A 21,237-nucleotide genomic window follows, 5' to 3' on the forward strand; every position below is an offset into this window, starting at 1 on the left:
AGACTGGACACGTGGAACGACGTACGACCGACCGGCTGCTCAGGGCTCGCGCACAGGCGATCGGGGGCGGGGTCCGGGAGGACTCCGTCGCCGCCGTCCTCGACCGGGTGCTGGCCGTACAGGCCCAGGACCTGCCCGCGGCGGAGCTCGGGCTGCGGGTCCGCGCCCGCGGACTGACCCTCGACGCGGTGCGGCGGGCCACCGACACCGAACGCACCGCCGTGCGTGGCTGGTTCATGCGCGGCACCCTCCAACTGGTGCCCGCCGCCGACGCCCGCTGGCTGCTCGCCCTGTTCGGCCCCGTGTACCTCGCCCTCGCGGCGCGGCGGCTGCGCGAACTCGGCCTGGACCAGAGCCTGTGCGAGCGCTCCGAACGGCTCATCGCGGACGCGGTCGGCGGCGAGGGGCCGCTGACCCGCGCCCAGCTCACCGACCGGCTCACCACCCTGGGGGTCGAGCCCAAGGGCCAGTCCGCCTTCCACCTGATCCGCCGTGCGGCGCTGGCCGGGCGGATCTGCCACGGGCCGCAGCGCGGCGGCGAGGCCACCTTCGTCCTCCTCGACGACTGGCTGCCCGCCGGCGGGCCCCCGCCCTTCACCGGAGCGGCCGCGGAGCGCGAGCTCGCCCGCCGCTACCGCCTCGCCCACGGGCCCAGTGACGCACTGGACTTCATCCACTGGTCCGGGCTGCGGACCACGGCGGGCAAGGAGGCCTGGGCCGCCGTACGGGAGAGCGGGGACACCGACACCGCCACACCGCCCGACCCCGCCGCACCGGACGTGCGGCTGCTGCCGGCCTACGACAACTACCTCGTCGGCTACCGCAGCCGGGACCTGTCCGTACCCGCGCGGGACGAGCGCCGGGTCTGGCCCGGAGGCGGACAGATCCGTGCCACCGTCCTGGTCGACGGCCTGGCCGTCGGCACCTGGTCGCGGGGCCGGGGAGGGGCCGGCGTGAACGTCGAGCCGTTCCCCTCGGCCGCGCCCCCGACCGCCGCCGTCACCGCCGCGCTCGCCCGCGAGAGCGCCGACATCGCCCGCTTCTCCAGCGGAACTCACAGCCTCTCTACAAAAGGCCTATAGTCCGCGGATTCATAACCGCCCGCTAACTCGCGGTCCATAGCGTCAGTGCCGTCCGACAATTCCGTACCCAATCAGAAAAGGGCGTCGACATGGCACTCGGTCGGCATTCCGATTTCAATCGCCTGTGGTTCGGGCAGACCGTCAGTAATTTCGGCGACAAGATCTCCCTCCTCGCGCTCCCGACCCTCGCGGTCGTGATCCTCGACGGGGGAGCCTTCGAGGTCGGCGTGCTGGGCGCGCTGCGCTTTCTCCCCTTCCTGCTGCTCGCCCCGGTCGCCGGGCTGGTGGCCGACCGGGTGTCGAGGCGCACCGTCATGATCTTCGCCGACCTGGGCCGCTTCCTGGCCCTGGGCACGATCCCACTGGCGTTCGCCCTCGACTCCGTCAGCATGGTCCACATCTACATCGTGGCGGCGGTCACCGGCTGCCTCACCACCTTCTTCGAAGTCTCGTACCAGTCCTGGCTCCCCCAGCTCATCGGTACCGAGAACCTCATCGAGGGCAATACCAAACTCCAGATCAGCCGCAGCGTCGCCGAAGCGGTCGGCGCGGGCGCCGGCGGTGCGCTCATCCAGGTGCTCGGCGCCGCGCGCGCCATCACCGCCGACGCGTTCACCTTCCTGATCTCGCTGATCGCCCTGCTCGTCATCCGCCACCGCGACGTCCGCGAGCGGACCGTGGAGCGGAAGGCCTCCGCCAAGGCGGAGATGAAGGAGGGCATGCGGACCCTGTTCGGGAACCCGGTGCTGCGCGGCCTGTTCACCGCCAACGTCGTGGTCAACCTCGGCGCCGCCATGGGTGACGCCCTGCTGATCGTCTACGCGTACAAGGTGCTCGACCTGAGCCCCGGCCAGGTCGGCATCGCCTTCGCCGTCATGTCGGTCTTCGTCATCGTCGGCGCGGTCCTGTCCGAGCAGGTCGCCAAGGTCCTGACCGTCGGCCGGGTCCTGGTGCTCACCGCGGTCGTGCTGGGCCTCGGCTACATCGTGGTCCCGACGGGCGGCGCCATCGGCGGCTTCATCGGACTGATCGTGGTCCAGGCCGTCATCGGCTTCGTCTCGCCGATGTTCGACATCCACGTCCTCAGCCTCGTGCAGGGGGTCACCCCGAACGAGCAGATGGGCCGCGTCAGCGGCACCGCCCTCTCGGCGGTGTACGGCGCCCTGTCGCTGGGTTACTTCGCCGGCGGCGCCCTCGGCGAGGCGGTGGGCCTGACGGCCGGCCTCGCGGTGGCCGGAGCCGTCACCATCATCGGCGGACTGACCCTGCTGGGCGGTCCGGTCTCCAAGATCAAGGAGATGCCCGGCGGCGACGACGCCGGGGAAACCAGTCCGGCCGCGGCCGAACCGAAGATCACTGCCTGAGCGGCACCCAGGGGGTGCGGGAGTGGGTGCCGGCCGAACGGCACCCGCTCCGCACTGCTCCGCGCACCCCTCCCGCGGTTAGCGGCCGCCCTTCACGGCCACCGCTCGGACCGCACCCGTACCGGGCGCATCCGTACCGCGCGCATCCGTACCGCCCTGCCGCGGCAGGCCGTACGCCGTACGCCCCGCACACCGCTGCACCCGTACCGCTGCACCCGTACCGCCGCGCCGCGATCCGCGGCGCCCTCGCCGTATCCCTCTCCCGACTCCCGAAGACGCACGGAGGCTCAAGGTGAGCGAGTCCCTCGCCGAACGCATAGCCGCACTGCCGAAGTCCCGCCGGGCACTGTTCCAGGCCCTCTCGGGCCGCAACGGCGGGCGCGCCGCCGTACGCGAGGACCCCGAGCCGGCCCCCCGTGACCCCGCCGAACCGCCGGTGCTCTCCTTCGCCCAGCGCCGGCTGTGGTTCATCGACCAGCTCCAGCCCGGCAGTCCCGCGTACAACGTGCCGGTCGCCACCCGCATCCGCGGCCCCCTGGACCTGCCCGCCCTGCACGCGGCGCTCCAGGAGATCGTGGACCGCCACGAGGTGCTGCGCACCGTCTACACCTACCGGGAGGGCGCCTCCGAGGCCGTGCCCCGGGTGATCGACGGGTTCCGGCTGCCCCTGCCGGTGATCGAACTGCCCGGCGAGGAGGACGTCCGGCCGTTCTACGACGCCGACGCCGGCGCCCCCTTCGACCTGGCCGGCGCCGTCCCGCTGCGCGCCCGGCTGGGCCGGCTCGCCGACGACGACCACGTCCTCGTCCTCAACCTCCACCACATCGTCACCGACGGCTGGTCGATGCGGCTGCTGTACACCGAACTGGAGCGCGCCTACGCGGCCCGCACCGGCGCCCCCGCCGAGCGGCTCGCCCCGCTCGCCCTCCAGTACGCGGACTTCGCCGCCTGGCAGCGCCGCCGGATCAGCGGCGACCGGCTGGAGCGGCTCACGTCCTTCTGGAAGGAGGAGCTCGGCGGCGCCGCGCCCGTCGACCTGCCCACCGACCGGCCCCGGCCGCCCGTCTTCGGACACGCCGGAGCCTCCCGCTACATCGACCTGCCGCCCCAGCTCATCTCCAGACTGCGGGAGTTCGGCAAGTCCGAGGGCGCCACCCTCTACATGACGATGCTGGCCGGCTTCGCCGCCACCCTGCGCCGCTGGACCGGCCAGGAGGACATCGTCGTTGGCACGTCCGTCTCCGGACGCGACCACCCGGCCTTCGGCGACCTCGTCGGCTTCTTCGTCAACACCCTGCCGCTGCGCATCAGAACCGGCGGCGACCCCGGATTCGCCGAGCTGGTCCGGGTCACCCGCCACACCACCCTCCAGGCGTACGCGCACCAAGAGCTCCCCTTCGACCTCATCGTCGACGCGCTCGCACTGCCCCGGGACCCCAGCCGGCCGCCGCTCACCTCCGTGATGTTCCTCCTCGACGAGACCCCGGACACGGCCCCGGGCCTCGCGGGCCTCGGCACCGAGCCCATCGACTTCTCCTCGCACGCCACCAAGTACGACCTCATGATCAGCGTGCACGACACCGGCACCGCCGTCCGCGCCCTCGTCGAGTACCCCACCGACCTGTTCGACGCCCCGACCGTGGACCGGCTGCTCGGCCACTTCCTCACCACCCTCGACGGCGCCGTCTCCCGCCCCGAACTCCCGCTGTCCGCCCTGCCGCTGCTCACCGACGGCGAGCGCCGCGCCGCCCTGGACGACTGGAACGCCACGCGCGCGCCCTTCCCCCAGGACGCCTGCCTGCACCAGCTCTTCGAGCAGCACGCCGACCGGCGGCCCGACGCGCCCGCCGTGGTCCTCGGCGGCCTCGGCGGCTGGAGCGTCACCTACCGGGAGCTGGAGGAGCGCGCCAACCGGCTCGCGCACCGCCTCGTGGAGGCCGGCGCGGGACCCGACCGGACCGTGGCCCTGTGCCTGCGCCGTGGCCCCGCGCTGGTCACCGCGATCCTCGCCGTCCTCAAGGCCGGCGGCGCCTACGTACCGCTGGACCCGGACTACCCGGCCGAGCGCCTGGCGCTGCTGCTGCGCGACGCCGCCCCGCCGCTGGTCGTCTCCGACTCCGAGCTGATCGGCCGGCTGCCCGTGCCCGACGGCACCGCACAGGTGCTCCTGGACACCGACCGGGCGGCCCTCGCCGAACTGCCCGCGACCCGGCCGGCCGTGCCCGTGACCTCCCGCGACCTCGCGTACGTCATCTTCACCTCGGGCTCCACGGGCACCCCCAAGGGCATCGCCCTGGAACACCGCGGCGTGGTCAACAACCTGCTCGACCTGAACCGCTCCCACGGCATCGGCCCCGGCGACTCCGTCCTCGCCCTGTCCTCGCCGAGCTTCGACATGAGCGTCTACGAGACCCTCGGCATTCTCGCGGCCGGCGGCACGCTCGTCCTGCCCGACCCGGCCGCCGCCAAGGACCCGGCCCACTGGGCCGACCTCGTCGACCGCCACGGGGTCACCGTCTGGAACTCCGCCCCCGCGCTCCTCGGCCTCCTCGCCGACCAGCTGGAACACGCGAACGGCCCCCGGCTGCCGCGGCTGCGCACCGCGTTCCTCGGCGGCGACTGGATCCCCGTCACCCAGCCGGACCGGATCCGCGCCTTCGCGCCGGAGCTGACGTTCGTGGCCCTGGGCGGGGCGACCGAGGCGTCCATCCACTCGGTGGAGTTCCCCGTCGGCCGCGTCGACCCCGCGTGGACGAAGCTCCCGTACGGGCGGCCCATGGCCAACCAGCTCGCCTTCATCCTCGACCCGCACGACCGCCTCGTCCCCGTCGGCGTCCCCGGCGAACTCCACCTCGGCGGCGTCGGACTGGCCCGCGGCTACCTGGGCCGGCCCGACCTGACCCGGGAGAAGTTCGTCCAGGTCGAACTGGAGCCCGGCCGCACCGAGCGGCTCTACCGCACCGGCGACCTGGCCCGCTACGGCCCCGACGGCACGATCGAACTCCTCGGCCGCACCGACTTCCGGATCAAGCTGAACGGGCTCCGCATCGAGCCCGGCGAGGTGGAGAGCGCCCTGCGCGACCTCCCCGGAGTCCGCGAGGCCGTCGTCGCCGCCCGCCAGTCGGCCGGTTCCGCCCGGCTCACCGGCTACGTCGTCCCCGAGGACGGCGCCGCCCCCGACCCGGCGGCCCTGCGCACCGCGCTCGCCGCCGTCCTGCCCCCGCACTGCGTCCCGTCCGACCTGGTGCTCCTGGAGCGGCTGCCGCTCAGCCCCAACGGCAAGGTGGACCGCGGCGCCCTGCCCGACCCCCGGGCCGCCGGACCGCGGCCCGTCCGCGACCCGGCCGCCCTGCCGGACACGGACGCCGACCCGGCCGCGCTGCGGATCGCCGCCGTCTGGGCCGAGGTGCTCGGCGTCGCCGAGGTCGCCCCCGGCGACGACTTCTTCGCCCTCGGCGGGGACTCCTTCGCCGCCGTCCGCGCCGTCCGCGCCGTCCGCGCCGTCGCCACCGCCCTGCCGGACGGCGGAGCCGCCGCCCTGCGCGTCGTCGACCTGTTCAGCAACCCCACCCCGGCCGGGCTCGCAGCCCGGGCCGCCGAACTCGAGGGCGCCGGCACGGGCGCCGCACAGCACCGGCTGCTGCACCGGCTCACCCCGGAGCGGCCCGCCGGCACCACCACCCTGACCCTGGTGTGCTTCCCCCACGGCGGCGGCGACGCCATCGCCTACCAGCCGCTGGCCACCCAGCTCCCGCCGCACATCGAGCTCCTCGCCGTCTCCCCGCCGGGGCACGACCCGCTGCGCCCCGGCCTGATGCTGCCGGTCCCCGACTTCGCGGAACTCGCCGCCGCGGAGATCGCCCGCACCGTCCGCGGCCCGTACGCCGTCTACGGCCACTGCGCCGGAGTCGTCACCGCCCTGGAGACCACCCACGTACTGGAGCGCATCGGGCAGCGGCCGGTGGCCCTGGACCTCGCCGCGGCCCTCCCCGAGGAGGACCCCGAGTACGCCCTGGAGATGGAGCGCGTCTCCGGCGACGACGACCTCGTCGCCTACCTGACCACCATGGACGGCTTCGACGGCGTCCTCGACGACAGCGACCTCACCGCCGTCCTGCGCATGGTCCGGCACGACATGACCGAGGCCGCCCGCTTCTTCGCCCGCACCCCCGACGGCTACGACCAGCCCCTGACCACCCCGCTCACCTGCATCATCGGCGACGCCGACGACGCGACCGAGGGGTACGAGGACGGCTACCGCGCCTGGGGCCGGTACGCGTCCGACCTGCGGCTCGCCGTGATCCCCGGCGGCCGCCACTACTTCGCCAAGCACCTGCCCGACCGGCTGGCCGCCCTGCTGGCCGATCTGCACCGCAACGGAGGAACCCATGTCTGATCTCGCCGAACGGCTCGGCCGGCTGCCCCAGGGGCAGCGGTCCCGACTGCTGGGCCGGATGCGCAACCAGATGACGGCCGGTGTCGGCCGCCGCGTCGAACTCCAGCGCTCCGACCACGGACCGCGGTCCCGCTCCTCCTTCCAGCAGGAGCAGATGTGGTTCGTCGACAAGCTCGGAGCGGGCAAGGCCCGCAACAACATAGCCCTGGCGATACAGCTGGGCGGACCGCTCGACCGCGCCGCCCTGCACGAGGCGCTCAACGCCGTCGTCGCCCGCCACCAGGTCCTGCACAGCAAGCTCGTCGAGATCGACGGCGTTCCCTGGCAGGAGCCCGTCCCCTCCTTCGTCCTCGGCGTCCAGAGCACCGACCTGGCGGGCAGCGAGGACGCGGACCGCGAACTCGCCGAACTCACCGCCTCCTGCGCCGCCGCCCCCTTCGACCTGGCCGCCGCCCCGCCCGTCCGCGCCCACCTGGTACGGCTCGCCGAGGACCGGCACGTCCTGCTCTGGGTCGTCCACCACATCGCCTGGGACCCGGGCTCGACCCGGATCTTCACCGAGGAGCTCACCGCCAGCTACGCCGCGGCGGCCGCCGGACAGCGCCCCGAGGCCCCGCCGCTCGCCGTCGAGTACGCCGACTTCGCGGCCTGGCAGCGCGCCAAGCTCGAGAACGACGAGCACGGCCGGGCGCTCGCCGGCAAGTGGCGCCAGATCCTGGCCGGCGCCGTGGCCACCGAGGTCATGCCCGACCACGCCCGCGGCCCGGAGACCCGCGGCGACGGCCGCGGCCTGAAGCTGAACCTGGACCAGAAGCTGCTGGACCGGCTCACCGAACTCGCCGAGTCGAGCAACACCACCGTCTTCACGACCCTGCTGGCCGGCTTCAACGCGCTGATGCGGCACTGGACCCGCGCCGAGGACGTCGTCGTCGGCACGGCCAGCGCCTCCCGCCCGCACCCCGACCTCGAGCAGGTCATCGGCTGCTTCGTCCAGATGATCACCCTGCGGACGGAGGTCACCGACCAGCTCACCTTCCGCGAGCTCGTCACCCGCACCGCGGCTTCGGTGATGGACTCCTTCACCAACAGCGAACTGCCCTTCGAGCAGGTCGTGGAGACCGTCCGGCCGGTCCGCGACCCGCTGCGCCACCCGCTCTTCCAGATCGAGTTCACCTCGCTGGGCCGGTGGGGCACCCACCGCGCGCAGGCCGCCGAGGTCGAGTTCACCATGGACCAACTGCACGACGGCGCAGCCAAGTTCGACATGAGCTTCCTCGTCGGCGAGAACGACGGGCTGGAACTCTCCCTCGAGTACAACACCAGCCTCTACCGGCACGGCACCGCCAGCGCCCTCCTCGCCGCCTTCCAGCAGGTACTGGAACAGGTCGCCGAGAACCCCGACCTCCGTGTCGGCGACATCAGCCTGGTCGAGGAGCCCGCCGCCTCCCGCCACGCCCGCGAGCTGTCCCGCGGCGGCCCCCTCGACGAAGCCGCCTGGACCACCACCCTGGACCGCGCGTTCCGCGAGCGCGCCACCATCCACCCCGACGCCGAAGCCGTCCGCTTCGGCTCCGTCCGGCTGGACTACGCGGCCCTCGACCGCTGGTCCGAGGCCATCGCCCACCGGCTGCGCGACCGCGGGGTCCGCCGCGGCGACCCGGTCGCCGTCTGCGTCGCCCGCGGCCCGGCCGCCGTCGCCGGCGTGCTCGGCGTGCTCAAGGCGGGCGCCCACTACGTCCCGGTGGACCCGTCCGCGCCGGTCGAGCGAACCCGTACGGTCCTGGCCGACGCCAAGGTCCGGCACGCCCTCGTCGACGGCTCCGCGGAGCTGCCCGTACCGCTGGAGCTCGTGAACACCGGAACGTCCGCGCCCGTCCGCGAGGTCCCCTCCCTCGCGCCCAGCGCCACCCCCGGCGACCTCGCCTACGTCCTCTACACCTCGGGCAGCAGCGGCACCCCCAAGGGGGTGATGATCGAGCACCGCTCGGTCACCCACTTCTCCCGCACCATCGCCAAGGCCTACGAGATCCGGGCCGAGGACCGGGTCCTTCAGTTCGCGCCGCTCACCTTCGACGTCTCGGTCTTCGAGCTCTTCACCACCCTCCTCGCCGGCGGCTCGCTCGTCATCGCCACCGACGACGAGCGCCGCGACCCGGCCCTGCTCCAGGCCCGGATGCGCGAGGACGCGGTGACCGTCGCCGAACTCCCGCCCGCCCTGCTGCCGCTGCTCGACCAGGCCGCCCTGCCCGCCCTGCGCCTGGTCTCCGTCGGCGGCGAGGCCTTCCCCGGCCGCCTGGTCGCCGAGTGGACCGCCGGCGAACGCCGGTTCGTCAACGGTTACGGCCCCACCGAGGCCACCGTCGCCGTCACCCTCATGGACTGCACCGGGAGCTACGACCGCAACCCGCCGATCGGCCGCCCCATGCCGGGCCACCAGGCCTTCGTACTCGACGAGCGGCTGCGCCCCGTCCCGCCCGGCGTGCCCGGCGAACTGTGCGTGGCCGGGCCAGGCGTCGCCCGCGGCTACCTGGGCCGCCCCGACCTGACCGCCGACCGCTTCGCCGACAACCCGTACGCCGACGGACCCGAGACCGCCCGGCTCTACCGGACCGGCGACCTGGTCCGCTGGCTGCCCGGCGGGAACCTGGACTTCCTCGGCCGCACCGACCGCCAGCTCAAGGTCCGCGGCCACCGCATCGAGCCGGGCGAGGTCGAGTCCGTCCTCACCGGGCACCCCTCCGTCCAGCAGGCCGTCGTCGTGGCCCAGCCCGCGGCGGGCGGCGAGCGCATGCTGACCGCCTACGTCACCGTCGAACAGGTGGGCTCCTACGCCTCCGAGGTCGCCGACGCCGAGGGCCTGCGCGCCTACACGGCCGTACGGCTGCCGGGCTACATGGTGCCGGTCGTCGTCGTCCTGGACGAACTGCCCCTCACCCCGCACGGCAAGGTCGACACGGCCGCCCTGCCCCTGCCGGCCGACCAGAGCGGAACCGGCGGGACCGCGCCGCGCGACGCCATCGAGGAGCAGATCTGCCGGGACATCCTCACCCCGCTGCTGGAATGGCAGAACCCCGACGTGGAGGGCGACTTCTTCGCCCTGGGCGGCAGCTCCCTCCAGGCGACCATCGTGGTCTCCCGGGTCCGCGCCCTCTTCGGCATCGACATCGCCCTCGCCGACTTCTTCGGCCACCCGACCGTCGCCGCGCTGGCCGAACTCGTCCGCGGCGCGAAGGCCGAGGCGGCCGGCGAACAGGACCGGCTGCTCGCGGTCTTCGAGCAGATCGAGAACATGAGCGACGAGGAAGCCGCCGCCCTCCTCGGGTCCATGCAGCACCCGGACGGTCCCTGATGGCCACCGCGGCAGGGTTCGAAGGAACGCTCGCCGCGCTCCCCGAGGCGAAGCGCGAACTCGCCCGGCTGATGCTGGCCGCCCGGCAGCCCGTCCCCGCCCACCCGGCCCCGCGCTCCGGCGCGGGGCCGGTCCCCCCGACCGCGCTCCAGGCCCGGCTGTGGCGGCGCGAACGCACCCACCCCGCCGTCGCGACGGGCTCGCACGCGCTCCGGCTGACGGGGCCGCTCGACACCCGGCGGCTGCGGGACGCCCTCACCGGGGTGCTCCGCCGCCACGAGGCGCTGCGGACCCGGCTGACCGGATCCACCGCGGGCCGGCCGCTGCTGGAGGTGGACGAGGAGCCGGTCCTGCGGTTCACCGAGGCCGACCTCAGCGGCTTCACCCCGCAGGCCGCGGCCGCCCGTACCGCCCTGCAGATCACCGAGAGCGCCTCCACCGTCCTGGACCTGGAGAGCGGCCGCACCAGCGCGTTCCGGCTGCTGCGGACCGCCCCCGACGAGCACGTCCTGATCCTCGCCTCGCACCTCGCCGTCTTCGACGGCTGGTCCTCCGGGGTCTTCCTCGCGGACCTGGCCGCCGGATACCGCGAGGGCACCGGCCACCTTCCCCCGCCCGAACTCCAGTTCCCCGACTACGCGGCCTGGCAGCACCGCTGGCTCGACGGTCCCGACGGCTCCGCCGAACTGGCGCGCCGCCGCGCGGTGTTCGCGTCCGACCCGCGCGCCCGCCGGGCCGCCGGCGGGTTCGAGCGCGGGCACCTGCCCGTACGCCTGGCCCGCGGGCCGGTCGCCCGCGGGCTGGAGCTCGGCGCGGCCGAGGGCGCCACCCCGTTCATGACCCTGCTCGCCGCGCTGGGCGTCGTACTGGCCCGCCGGCAGGGCCGTACCGCGGTGGTGATCGGCACCCCGGCCGCGGGGAGGTTCGCCGGCGCGCTCGAAGGCGCCGTCGGGCAGTTCACCACCGTCGTGCCGATCCGGCTCGACCTGGCGGGCGGGCCCACCTTCCGGGAGCTGCTGCACCGCACCCGGGCCGCCGTCGCCGACGCCCTCGGCCACCAGCGCCTGCCCGTGGACGTCCTGTTCTCGGACGGCACGCCGCCGCCCTACGACGTGCTGTTCGCCCTCCACAACTATCCGGCCGTCCCCCTGGACCTGCCGGGCATCGAGGTGGGCCAGCTGCCCGGGCCGCCCGCCCGCCACCTGGAGCTCTACAGTCCCGACCCGGCCGCCGCCCTCGCCTGCGTCGGCCTCGTCGAACGGGACGGCGAGATCGGCGGCACCGCCGAGTACAACCGGCACGCGGCCGCGCCCGAGGACGTGCGGGGCCTGCTCACCGGAATCGAGGAGGTGCTGGACCGGGCCCACACCGCCCCCGCATCCCCGCTCACCCCCCGGCACTAGGGAGTTGCCCGTGCTCACCACCGAGTTCTACCGTGCGCCCGCGGACTGCGGGCTCGTACGGAGCGGAGCCGACGTGCCCCGCACCCCCATGCGGGCCCTGCGCGAGGACGTCCACGACATCCTGGTCTCCGCGCCCGTGGCCGAGGCCCGCCGCACCCGCGACCCGAGACCCGTCCACCGGGCCCTGGGGGAGCGGGGTCTGCTGGCACCCCAGTGGCCGCAGGAGTACGGGGGCCGCGGCGTCAGCCAGGTCGCGGCCGCCGTCCTGGTCGAGGAACTGGCCATGCACGACGTCCCCGACCTGCTCCACACCCTCACCGTGCAGATCGTCGGCTCCACCCTGCTCAACGTCGCCAGCCCGGCGATGAAGGCCCGCCACCTGCCGGGCTTCGCCGCCGGCACCGCCTTCGGCTGCGTGCTGTTCAGCGAACCCCAGGCCGGCTCCGACCTCAACATCCTCTCCACCCGCGCCGTCTCCGACGGGAAGGGCGGCTACAAGCTGTACGGCACCAAGGTCCACTCGCTCTTCGCCCGGATGGCCGACTACGGGCTGTGCCTGGCCCGCGGCGAGGACGACGCCTTCAGCCTGTTCCTCGTCCCGCTGGCCCAGCGGGGCGTCACCATCCGGCAGATCCCCGGCATCATGGACGACGCCTTCCACGAGGTCACCCTGGACGGCGTGGCCGTGACCGCCGACGACGTCGTCGGCGAGACCGGCCAGGGCTGGGCGATCGTCGTCAAGACGCTCGCCTTCGAGCGCACCGGCCTCGACTACTACGTCAAGGCGCTGCGCTGGTACCGGGCCGCCGTGGAACGCCTGGAGGCCCACACCGACCGGCTGGAGGCCGGCCAGCACGACCAGATCGGCCTGGCCAAGCTCAACGCCCGGCTGCTCGCGGCGGGCACCCTGGTCCGCCGCGTCCTCACCCGCCTCGACCGGGGGGAACTCAACGAGGACGAGGCCGCCGCCGCCAAGTGGTACACCACCGAACTCGCCGCGGAGGTGGCCTGGTGGGCCGCCGAACTCGACGGCGACCGCAGCATGACCCTCGACGACCCCCAGGTCGACGGGGTGGCACACCCACTCGATTCGGCGATGCGCGAAGCCCCGGGAATGCGCATATCCGGCGGCACCGCCGAAATGATGCTGGAGACGCTGGCCCGGCTGCGTCTCGACTCAGGGGCGGAGGTACGGCCGTGACACCACAGGCGGTCAACGGGAACGGGACGGGCGGCGGAGCGCCGGCGGCGCCCGAACGCTGGCGCGAGCGGGAGGACGAGGACTCCCTCTTCCGGCAGCTCCGGCTCACCGTGCGCCAGGGCCTGGAGGTCGACGGGGACACACCCGGCGGCGCCTGGGACGCCCTGACGCAGGTCGGCGCGTGGGAGTTCGCGCTGCCCATCGAGAAGGACGGGCTCGACCTCGGCCAGGCGGTTCTCGCCATGGTCTGCGAGGAGGCGGGCAACTCCATGCAGCCCGTCCCGCTGCCCGACACCCTGCTCGCCCTGGACCTGGTCTCCGGCCTCGGACCGCTCGCGCCCGAGTCGGCCGACGCCCTGCTCGACCGGGTCCGGACCGGGGAGCTGCCCCTCGCCGTCCCCGGGCGGCTGCCCGACCCGCGCGGCGCCGTACCGCCGGGCATCACGTGGAAGCCCGACGGGGACACCGGCGGCGTCGTGCTCACCGGCGCGGGCGGCCCCTTCGCCGCGGGCGTCGGGGCGGGCGCCCTGCTGGTCCTGGCGAGCGGCCCCGACGGCCCGTGCGTGGCGCTCGTCGAGCTGCCCGCGGCGGGCGTCCAGGTACGCCCGCTGCGCGACCACGGCGGCGGCGCCGTCTCCAGCGCAGTCTTCGACGAGAGCCGGATACCGGCGGAATCGGTGCTGCTGCGCGGCCTCGCCGCCGAGCACGCGCTCGCCCGCGTGGGGCTGCGGGCGGCGGTGCACCAGGCGTCCCTGCTGGCCGGGATCACGGCGGCCGCGCTCACCGCGGTCGTCTCCCGGATCCGGGGCCGGCAGCAGTTCGGCCAGGCCCTCGTCAAACACCAGGGGCCGCGGCTGCGCGTCGCCGGACTGCTGGCCCGGCTGGACGCCGTCCGCTGGGCCGTGGGCGACGCCGCCCGCGACCTCGACGAGGGGCGGCTCACGCCGGGGGAAGCCGCCGGACTGATCGCGCTCACGGCGGAGACCACCCTCGACGTGACGCGCGAAGCGGTCCACCTGCACGGCGCCTCCGGCCTGGTCCGGGACGGCCTGGTGGCCGGCTGCTACCGGCGCGCGGCATGGGAGGCCATGCGCTGCGGGCGCCCGGCCCAGCTGTGGGACACCGCGGCGCACACCCCCTGAGGGCCGGCCCCGCACGGGATGCCGTGCGGCGGTACGGGAAAGGGGCCCCCGCCCAGCGGGAACCCCTGCCCCTCCCGGTCGGGGCCGGATCTCCCGGCCCCGACCGGGACACCTCACTCCAGGTCGCGGCGCATGACCCAGCGGTGCCGCTTGTCGCTCTTGGCCTCGGTCCGCGTGACCCGGCGGAAGCCGGCCCGCTCGAACATGTCCATCGTCCCGACGTAGGCGAGCGTGGGATTGACCCGGCCGCCCTCCGGGTCGACCGGATACCCCTCCACGGCCGGCGCACCGTGGGAGCGCGCGTGTTCGACGGCCCCCTCCAGCAGGCCGGAGGCGACCCCCTTCCCCCGGAACTCCTTGCGCACGACGAAGCAGGTCACCGACCACACGGGCAGGTCGTCCACCGGTGTGATGGTCTTGGAGGCGGTGAGCCGGTCGAGCTGCCGGCGCGGCGCCACGTTGCACCAGCCGGCCACCTCGCCGTCCACGAAGCCGAGGACCCCGGGCGGGGGATCGGCCTTCTCGGCGAGGGTGCGCAGGTGTTCACCCCGCTCGTCCGCCGTCATCCGGCCGTAGTCGCCGGTGGACAGCCGCCACGCCATGCACCAGCACGTGTGCGCGCTCTTCTTCGGCTGGAGCACCTTGCGGACGTCGTCCCACAGATCCGCCGTGGCGGGCCGTACTTCTAAACTCATGGCGCTACTTCACTCTCTTCCGCTCTTACAAGTGCCCCGCGGGTGCGAAGTTCCGCACCCCGGGGACGACTTCGATCCTGACCGCGGCCAGGACCTCCAGGGCACGCTGACACGCTTCCCGTCCTACATCCAGATGGGTGACCAGCCGGATCACGTCCGGTCCGGGCGCGGTCACCAGCACTCCCTTCCGTGCGGCGCGTGCGACGACCGCCTCGGCGCCGGGCGCCTCGACGAGGACGATGTTGGTCTCCGGCGGGCGCCGCACCGCGAATCCCGCGTCCCGCAGCCCCGCCGCCAGCAGGCTCGCGTGGGCGTGGTCCTCGGCGATCCGCTCCACGTGGTGGTCCAGGGCGTACAGTCCGGCGGCCGCCAGGATGCCCGACTGCCGCATGCCGCCGCCCAGGCCGTGCCGCAGCCTGCGCGCCCGCGGCAGGTGCTCGGCCGCCAGCAGCAGTACGGAGCCGACCGGTGCGCCCAGCCCCTTCGACAGGCAGACGGCGAGCGAGTCGGCCGTCGCGCCGTACGCCGCCGCCGCCGTCCCGCTCGCGACCATGGCGTTCCAGATCCGGGCGCCGTCCATGTGGACCGACACCCCGGCCCGCGCCGTCAGCTCCCGCACCGCGCGCAGCGTCTCCAGCGGATGGACCGTACCGCCGGCCCGGGTGTGGGTCTGCTCGACCTCCACCGCGCGGGTGCCCAGGGTGTACGGGTTCCCGCGCCGGACCACCCCGGCCAGCGCGGCCGCCGTGATCACGCCGCGGTCCGCCGCGACCGTCCGCGTCTGGATCCCGCCGTAGCGGGCCGGGGAGGCCTCCTCGTGCGCCAGGATGTGCGCCTCGGCGTCGCACACCAGCTCCTCGCCCGGGCCGACGAGCAGCTGGAGCCCGATCTGGTTGGCCATCACCCCCGACGGCACGAACAGGGCGGCGGAGAAGCCGAAGAGCCCGGCGAGCCGGTCCTCCAGGGCGCGCACCGTCGGGTCCTCGCCGAACAGGTCGTCGCCGACCTCGGCGGCCGCCATCGCGGCCCGCATCCGGGGGCCCGGCCGGGTCACGGTGTCGCTGCGCAGGTCGACCGCCGGGAGGGCGCCTGCCCCGGTTCCGGGGTGGGGCCCGGGGTGGGGCCCGGGGTGGTTCGGGTTCGTCATGACGGCTGGTCAGCTCCTTGTTCGCGTGGGCGTGGGGTCAGATCGCGGGCCGCCACCCAGTCCAGCAGGGGGCGCACCAGCAGCCAGGTCTCCCGCACCAGGTCCGCGGCGCGGGCCGTGTGCAGGCCGGCGTCCGGCCCGAAGCGGCGGCCCGCGTCGATCTTGCGGTGGCGCAGCAGGTCCAGCCGCGGGTGGTCCGCCGGGACCCCCCGGGGGCGGGACTTGAGCCGGTCGCCGCCGATGGTGAACCCGTGGGCCTCCAGCCGGGCCACGACGGCCGCCAGCTCCGCACCGCCGTCCTCCTCCTCGACGGCGGCGCGGTAGCGGGCGACCTCGGCGCCGGCGTACGGGTAGTAGCGCCCGGAGGCGTACAGCCCGTGCCGGTCCAGGTGCACCCACAGGCCCAGACAGGGCAGCAGGTCCAGGTAGGCGCCCTGATAGGTCTTGTACGGGGACTTGTCGTGCGACATCCGGGTGTCGCGGACCGGGCCGAGCACCCGCACGCCGCCCGGCCCGGACGACTCCCCGAAGGTCCCGTTCAGTTCGGCGGCCAGCTCGTCCATCGGCCCGCGCACGTCGCGCTCGTACCGTTCGCGGTGGCGCAGCCGCCAGGAGTCCCTGTCGTTGTCGTCCGCGAGGTCCTCGTACAGGCGCAGTGCCGAGGGCGGGAAGCCGCCGAAGGTCACGGAAGGTACCCCGGCAGGGGGTGGCGGGCGCACAGCTCGGAGACCTTGGCGCGCACCCGGTCCCGCACCGCGTCCGGCAGGACGCCGGCCGGCCCGCGCAGTTCCTCCAGGACGTCGGCGACCAGGTCGGCGCATTCGGCGGCCACGGTACGGTCCATCCCCCGGGCGGCGAGGGTGTTGGTGCCGAGCCGCAGCCCGCCGGTCACCCGTACGGGGGTGGTGTCACCGGGCACCCGGTTGCGGTTGACGACGATCCCGCAGGACTCCAGGGCCTGTTCGGCCACGTCACCGGTGACCCCGGTGCCCCGCAGGTCGAGCAGGACCATGTGGGTGTCGGTGCCGCCGGTGACCAGGCGCAGACCACGGTCGGTCAGCCGCTCGGCGATGGCCTGCGCCCCGTCGGCGAGCCGCTTGGCCAGCTCGGCGAAGTCGGGGCTGGCCACGAAGTCCAGCGCCCGCGCCTTCGCCGCCACCGACGCCAGGTCGGGCGTGCCCTGGGTGAAGGGGAACACGGCGCGCCGCAGCGTCGCGGCCAGGGTGCCGCGCTCCGGACCGGAGGTGCGGGCGTCGCGGCCCAGCAGGATCAGCCCGCCGCGCGGGCCGTACAGCTGCTTGTAGGTGCTGGTCGTCGTCACGTGGGCGTGGTCGACGGGGCTCTGGTGCAGCCCGGCCGCCACCAGCCCGGCGATGTGCGAGATGTCGGCCAGGAGGTAGGCGTTGGCCTCGTCGGCGATCTCCCGGAAGCGGGCGAAGTCGATGCTGCGGGGGTAGGCGCTCGCCCCGCACACGATCAGCTTCGGCCGGTGCTCCAGGGCCAGTTCGCGGATCTGGTCGTAGTCGAGCAGCCCGTCCGGCGTCACCCGGTAGCCGTGGGCCCGGTAGTAGCGGCCGGTCACCGAGGCCGGCGAGCCGTGGGTGAGGTGGCCGCCGCAGTCCAGGTCGAGGCCGAGGAGGCTGTCACCGGGGCTGAGCAGCGCCGTGATCACGGCCAGGTTCGCGGAGGAACCGGAGTGCGGCTGCACGATCGCGTCCTGCGCTCCGAAGGCCGCGCACGCCCGCTCGATCGCCAGGCGCTCGATGTCGTCGGCGACCCCGCACCCGGCGTGGTAGCGGTTCCCCGGGAATCCCTCGGCGGTCAGGTTGCCGAGGGCGCTGCCCTCGCAGGCCAGGACGGAGGGGTCGGCGACGCTGGACGCCGCGACCATCATCAGGGTGTCGCGCTGGCGGGCCGACTCCCTGGCCAGCAGGGAGTACAGGACGGAATCGCGCTCTCTCAGTCTGCGCGTGGCGTGGCCGGCGAAGTCGACCAGGTCGGGATCGGCTCCGGGCGCGGGCGCCGCCGCGGCGGGCGGCGCCTCCTCGTCCACGGGACCGGTGACGGGCGCGGGCAGGGTGAGACTCATGACTGTCCCCTCTCGGATGGGTCGTGATGACCGTGCGTGCTGTGCTCTACGGGGCGACGGCGGCGCCCCCCGCGGCCTCGTCCGCCCCGTCCGCCTCCAGTTCGCCGAAGGCCTCGGCGGCCGCGACGGCCTCCGCACCGTGCTGCTCGTCCGCGGCGATCTTCCCGGCCAGCTCGGAGATCAGCGGGTTCTGGAACACTGTCTTGACGGGCACCGGAACCCCGAGGAGCTCCTTGAGGAGGCCCGCCAGCCGGGTGCCGCTGAGCGAATCGCCGCCCAGGCTGAAGAAGTTGTCGCCGGGCGCCACCCGGTCCAGGCCGAGGATGTCGGCGACCGCCGCGCAGAGCACGAGCTCCAGGGCGCTGCCCGTCCCGGCCGGCGCCTCGCCGGCGGCCGAGTCCGAGGCGGACTGCTGCCGTCCGGCGGACTCCGCCAGCCGCAGCCGGTCGACCTTGCCGTTGCGGGTCAGGGGCAGCTCCGCCAGCACGGTGAGCGCGGACGGCACCATGTACGCGGGGAGCTGCGCGGCGAGCCGCTCCAGCACCCGCGCGGCCGCCTCGGGGCCGGCGGCCGACACGACGAACGCGTGCAGCCGGCGCACCCCGTGGGCGCTGGCCGGGGCCACGACCACGGCCGCCTCGACCTCGGCGTCCTGGCGCAGCACGGCCTCGATCTCGCCGAGCTCGATCCGGTGCCCCTGGATCTTCACCTGGAAGTCGTCGCGGCCCAGGATCTCGATGGCGCCGTCCGGCAGGTAGCGGCCCAGGTCGCCCGTCAGATAGGCCCGTTCCCCGGTCTCGGGGAGGCTCACGAAGCGGCTGCCGGTGCGCTCCGGGTCGTTCCAGTAGCCGAGCGCGAGCCCCACGTCGCTGGCCACAGCCATCTCGCCGACCACCCCGAGCGGCCGCTCGTACGCCGTGGCGTCGACGACGTAGTACCGCTGGTTCGTGATGGGCCTGCCGTACGGGATGCTCGTCCAGGACGGGTCGACCTCGCCGATCGGCTGGAACAGCGACCAGCAGATCGTCTCGGTCGGACCGCCCGAGCCCACCACCTCGATCCGGGGGCTCTGCGCCCGCAGCCGGTCGGGCAGGGTGAGCGGGATCCAGTCGCCGGACAGCACCGACAGCCGCAGGGACTCCAGGGGCCGGCCGCCGTCGCGCCGCTCGCGCACCTCGGCCTCCCCGACGAGCAGCTCCATGAGGACCGGCACCGAGTTCCACAGCGTGACCTTCTCCGCCCGCACCAGGTCGGCCCAGACATCGGGCTCCGCGTGCTCGAACGGCGGCGGGACCACCACGGTCCCGCCCTGGGTGAGGACCCCGAACACGTCGTAGACCGACGCGTCGAAGTGCAGCCCCGAGATGGCCAGCAGCCGGTCCCGCTCCCCGACCCCGAAGCGGGTGGCGACGTCCTGGACCAGGTTGACCACGCCGATGTGGTCGACCATCACGCCCTTGGGCTCGCCGGTGGAGCCCGAGGTGAAGATCGTGTACGCGAGGTCCGCCGGCGTCTGCGCGGTGTCGGGGCGGGTGGCGTCGCCGGCCTCGAAGTCGCGGTCCACGCGGTAGCGGCGCGCCGTGGGCGGCCAGCTGACCCGGGACTCCAGGGACGACTGCGTGAGGATCCGGTCGACGCCGGCCTCGGCGAGCAGCCGTCGCAGCCGCTCCGGCGGCACCGACGGGTCCAGCGGCAGGTAGGCGGCGCCGGAGGCGAGGACGCCGTAGACGGCGGCGTACTGCTCCCAGCCCTTCTCCATCACCACGGCCACCAGCTCGCCGGGGGCCGCCCCGTGCTCGCGCAGCGTGCGCCCGATCCGCCAGGCGTACGCGGCCAGTTCGGCGTAGCTCAGGCGCCGGTCGCCGTCGACGACGGCCTCGGCGTCGGGCGTGCGCTCGGCCTGCGCGGCGAACAGCTCGTGCAGGGTGGTGTACGGGATCCGCCCGGCGGTGTCGTTGACCTCGCGGCGCAGGGTGCGCTCGGCCGGCGGGATCAGGTCGAAGCGCTTGGTGTGCAGGCTGTCCGGGTCCTCGGTGAGCCGCCCGACGAGGTCCACGTACACGCCGAAGGCCGCGTCGACGAAGCCGGGGGAGAAGGCCCCGTCGACGAAGTCCCAGATGATGCGCAGTTCGCCGTCGAGTTCGCGCAGCTGCACGTCGAGCGAGACCTGCGGGGTCTGCGAGATCGAGTACACCTCCCGGCCCAGGTCGGTGACGGGCCTGCGCACCGGGTAGTCGAGCAGGCTCGTGACGACGACCGGCATCCCGGCCTGCGCGCCCATGCCGTGCAGCCGGGTCAGTTCCCGCAGGACCCGGACGCCGTTGAAGGAGCCGTGCTCCACGTCGCGGGCGAGCTGGTCGCGCAGGGCGTGCGCCCGGTCCAGGAAGGTCGCGCCCGAGCCGTCGGCGGCGAGCATCACCGCGTTGGTGAAGTCGCCGAGCACGCCGGTGATGTCCGGGTGTACGGCGGGGCGCTGGAAGACGGGGTAGTTGAGGGTGAACTCCGTCTCCTCCGCCCAGCAGCGGACGACCTCGGCGAACGCGGCGGTGAGCAGGACCGACGGCGTCAGGCCCGCCCCGTGCGCCCGCTCGGCGAACCGCTGCCAGTCGGCGGGGGAGAGGCGGTGCTCGCGCCGGTCGAAGCGGACCTCGTGGCCGTCCCCGCTCTCCGCGGCGCCGGCGGTGGGCAGCGAGGGGGCGGGCGGCAGGGTGGGGATCCGCTCGACCCAGTACTCACGGGCGGCGCGGAAGGCCTCGGTGTGCGGGAGGGCGTCGGCGCGCCAGCGGGCGTACTCGGGGAAGGAGATCCCGGACTCCGGGAGCACGGCGTCCGGGTTCTCGTACAGGTCGACCAGTTCGGGGAAGAGCACCTGGAAGGCGCTGGAGGCGTCCAGTACCTGGAGGTCGATGCCGAGGTGGATCCGGCCCGGCCCCTCCGGGCCGCCCAGCCGGATGATCCGCAGGTCGAACAGCGGCCAGCTGCCGACGGGGAAGACGACGTGGCTCATCTCGTCGCGCAGCTCGGCCAGCCGCTTGTGCGCCTCGTCCTCGGACAGGTCGCGCAGGTCGATGACCGGTATGTCGAAGGGGAGCGGGTCGGAGGGGACCCACGAGGTGCCGTCCGGCCCTCCGATGGCGCGCAGCATGTCGTGGCGGGCGACCACCGTGCGCCAGGCGTGCGCGAAGCGCTCCGGATCGAGGTCCGGGCGCTCCCACTCGAAGTACCCGTAGCAGCCGATACCGCCCAGGTCGACGGCCTCGCTCCGCCCGATCATCAGCGCCTGCTGCGTCTCGGTCATCGGGAAGGACACGGCACTGTCCGCGCGAGCGGGCAGGAGCTCGGTCATGGTCCAACTCCATTCGGTGTTAC

The 21,237-nt window shown here is 74.3% G+C and carries 12 protein-coding genes; 7 read left to right on the forward strand and 5 right to left on the reverse strand.

The features are described 5' to 3' along the window. The first annotated feature begins 11 nt into the window (after window positions 1-11). The 7 genes from OTB16_RS07210 to OTB16_RS07240 all read left to right on the forward strand — a co-directional run bounded on the left by OTB16_RS07210 (window position 12) and on the right by OTB16_RS07240 (window position 13,937). Complete coding sequence (locus OTB16_RS07210; RefSeq protein ID WP_267719073.1) at window positions 12-1,082, forward strand: winged helix DNA-binding domain-containing protein; 1,071 nt, start codon at window positions 12-14, stop codon at window positions 1,080-1,082. Window positions 1,083-1,171: 89 nt separating this feature from the next. Beyond that, window positions 1,172-2,446, forward strand: coding sequence for an MFS transporter (locus tag OTB16_RS07215; RefSeq protein WP_267719074.1), 1,275 nt, complete (start codon window positions 1,172-1,174; stop codon window positions 2,444-2,446). A 292-nt stretch (window positions 2,447-2,738) separates the two neighbouring features. Further along, window positions 2,739-6,842 carry a non-ribosomal peptide synthetase gene (locus OTB16_RS07220; protein WP_267719075.1) on the forward strand — a complete coding sequence of 1,368 codons (4,104 nt, stop codon included), beginning with the start codon at window positions 2,739-2,741 and terminating at the stop codon, window positions 6,840-6,842. Continuing rightward, window positions 6,835-10,191, forward strand: a complete 3,357-nt coding sequence (locus OTB16_RS07225; RefSeq protein WP_267719076.1) for a non-ribosomal peptide synthetase — start codon at window positions 6,835-6,837, stop codon at window positions 10,189-10,191. The genes OTB16_RS07220 and OTB16_RS07225 overlap by 8 nt, the downstream gene beginning before the upstream one ends. Then, a complete protein-coding gene (locus tag OTB16_RS07230) occupies window positions 10,191-11,594 on the forward strand; it encodes a condensation domain-containing protein (protein ID WP_267719077.1) in 1,404 nt (467 codons plus the stop codon). Before OTB16_RS07225 ends, OTB16_RS07230 begins: the two co-directional genes overlap by 1 nt. Window positions 11,595-11,604: 10 nt before the next feature. Continuing rightward, a complete protein-coding gene (locus OTB16_RS07235; protein WP_267719078.1) occupies window positions 11,605-12,795 on the forward strand; it encodes an acyl-CoA dehydrogenase family protein in 1,191 nt (396 codons plus the stop codon). Beyond that, a complete protein-coding gene (locus OTB16_RS07240; RefSeq protein ID WP_267719079.1) occupies window positions 12,792-13,937 on the forward strand; it encodes an acyl-CoA dehydrogenase family protein in 1,146 nt (381 codons plus the stop codon). Before OTB16_RS07235 ends, OTB16_RS07240 begins: the two co-directional genes overlap by 4 nt. A 113-nt stretch (window positions 13,938-14,050) precedes the next feature. Here the strand turns inward: OTB16_RS07240 and OTB16_RS07245 are convergent, their stop codons facing one another. From OTB16_RS07245 to OTB16_RS07265, 5 genes are read right to left on the reverse strand one after another with little or no spacing between them, the layout of a single operon-like run. Then, on the reverse strand, window positions 14,051-14,632 hold the full coding sequence (locus OTB16_RS07245) for a GNAT family N-acetyltransferase (protein ID WP_267719080.1): 582 nt from the start codon (window positions 14,630-14,632) through the stop codon (window positions 14,051-14,053). Window positions 14,633-14,657: 25 nt separating this feature from the next. Beyond that, the gene (locus tag OTB16_RS07250; RefSeq protein ID WP_267719081.1) at window positions 14,658-15,779 is read right to left on the reverse strand and encodes a threonine aldolase family protein; all 1,122 of its coding nucleotides are present in this window, start codon (window positions 15,777-15,779) and stop codon (window positions 14,658-14,660) included. Next, window positions 15,776-16,465: a DUF2461 domain-containing protein gene (locus OTB16_RS07255; RefSeq protein ID WP_267719082.1), complete on the reverse strand. Its 690-nt coding sequence runs from the start codon at window positions 16,463-16,465 to the stop codon at window positions 15,776-15,778. The genes OTB16_RS07250 and OTB16_RS07255 overlap by 4 nt, the downstream gene beginning before the upstream one ends. After that, window positions 16,462-17,868 carry a serine hydroxymethyltransferase gene (locus OTB16_RS07260; RefSeq protein ID WP_267719084.1) on the reverse strand — a complete coding sequence of 469 codons (1,407 nt, stop codon included), beginning with the start codon at window positions 17,866-17,868 and terminating at the stop codon, window positions 16,462-16,464. Before OTB16_RS07260 ends, OTB16_RS07255 begins: the two co-directional genes overlap by 4 nt. A 46-nt stretch (window positions 17,869-17,914) precedes the next feature. Further along, on the reverse strand, window positions 17,915-21,214 hold the full coding sequence (locus tag OTB16_RS07265; protein WP_267719085.1) for a non-ribosomal peptide synthetase: 3,300 nt from the start codon (window positions 21,212-21,214) through the stop codon (window positions 17,915-17,917). Window positions 21,215-21,237 lie beyond the last annotated feature (23 nt).

Origin of the sequence: Streptomyces antarcticus (genome assembly GCF_026627255.1) — a bacterium.
In the GTDB taxonomy this organism is placed as follows: domain Bacteria; phylum Actinomycetota; class Actinomycetes; order Streptomycetales; family Streptomycetaceae; genus Streptomyces; species Streptomyces antarcticus.

Excerpts from the sequence above, each read along its gene's own strand:
- OTB16_RS07250 (WP_267719081.1), bottom strand. The coding sequence starts at position 15,779 with ATGACGAACCCGAACCACCCCGGGCCCCACCCCGGGCCCCACCCCGGA.
- OTB16_RS07215 (WP_267719074.1), top strand. The coding sequence starts at position 1,172 with ATGGCACTCGGTCGGCATTCCGATTTCAATCGCCTGTGGTTCGGGCAG.
- OTB16_RS07245 (WP_267719080.1), bottom strand. The coding sequence starts at position 14,632 with ATGAGTTTAGAAGTACGGCCCGCCACGGCGGATCTGTGGGACGACGTC.
- OTB16_RS07230 (WP_267719077.1), top strand. The coding sequence starts at position 10,191 with ATGGCCACCGCGGCAGGGTTCGAAGGAACGCTCGCCGCGCTCCCCGAG.
- OTB16_RS07265 (WP_267719085.1), bottom strand. The coding sequence starts at position 21,214 with ATGACCGAGCTCCTGCCCGCTCGCGCGGACAGTGCCGTGTCCTTCCCG.
- OTB16_RS07225 (WP_267719076.1), top strand. The coding sequence starts at position 6,835 with ATGTCTGATCTCGCCGAACGGCTCGGCCGGCTGCCCCAGGGGCAGCGG.
- OTB16_RS07260 (WP_267719084.1), bottom strand. The coding sequence starts at position 17,868 with ATGAGTCTCACCCTGCCCGCGCCCGTCACCGGTCCCGTGGACGAGGAG.